A 1,036-nucleotide genomic window follows, 5' to 3' on the forward strand; every position below is an offset into this window, starting at 1 on the left:
CCCGGAAAGAAATACAAACGTGGAGACGGAAGTTATCTTTGGCCGCAGGATTTAGTGAAAGACCCGAAAATATTAAAATGTACCAATTCTTTGGTTTCGTTGTCCATGACGTGTCCGTTGATTGACTAAATATTAGATATTTAACTTTTGATTATTTTTCATCACAATCGATTGCCATAGTTACAATAAAAACGTTCATTTTGTAATATCTAAATTTATTGGGAAGGCATAGGAGAAATTACAAATAGGTGAAAGGCAGCTGTTCAGTTCAGTCTTTTTTTCATTTTGTTTAACCTCGATGACAATGTGAGGTTACAAAACAAAGTATTGTTTTCTAGCCGTGCGGTGATGTAAAAATAGAAGAGGTTAAAATGGACAGAACAGTTATTGAAATTTTAAATAAAGTGTGGCGTTTTGTATATTATAATCAGTGTATATTTATATGTACGCAATTAAGATGCAGTTTAACCGTGCATCTTTTATAAGCAGAAATTTTGTAAGTACCTGTATTAATTGTAGATCTCATTATGATTCATTAGGAGTTACTCCACACGCAACACAAGCGGATATAAAAGCAGCATATTATAAGTTGTCGAAGGTTTATCATCCGGATAAAACCAAGGGCAGCAATGAAGCCATCAAAAAATTTAGAGATATTACTGAAGCCTATGAAGTCCTTGGAAACTTAAAGTTAAGAAAACTATACGACAAAGGAATACTGCATACTGCAGGACCACGGTTTCAGACTAGAGATGAACCAGTCGTTAGTGAAGACACATATAAACATGCAAAATTTTACCATTCTCGCAACGATCCTAAGCGTGTCCACGTTCGTATGCCAGACAACATTAATAAGGTGTATAATTTGGATGAATGGTCACAGCAGCATTATGGAAAAATGTTTGCAAAACGAGCAGCTGAAAAAAAAAAATATGAAGCGGACCTAGTAATGAAATCTTCTGTTAGAGGTGAGAAACAGCGAAATTTCCTAATGATAAGTGTTGCAATGTTCATTGGTTTTTGTGTTTCGCTTCAT

At 34.7% G+C, this 1,036-nt stretch carries 1 protein-coding gene; it reads left to right on the top strand.

The genetic code is table 4. The features are described from left to right. Positions 1-457: 457 nt before the first annotated feature. Positions 458-1,036, top strand: a 579-nt coding sequence (locus MAGTDC_RS02615; protein WP_192573133.1) for a J domain-containing protein, incomplete at its 3' end; no start/stop codon positions are given.

Source organism: Candidatus Hodgkinia cicadicola, from assembly GCF_002774925.1.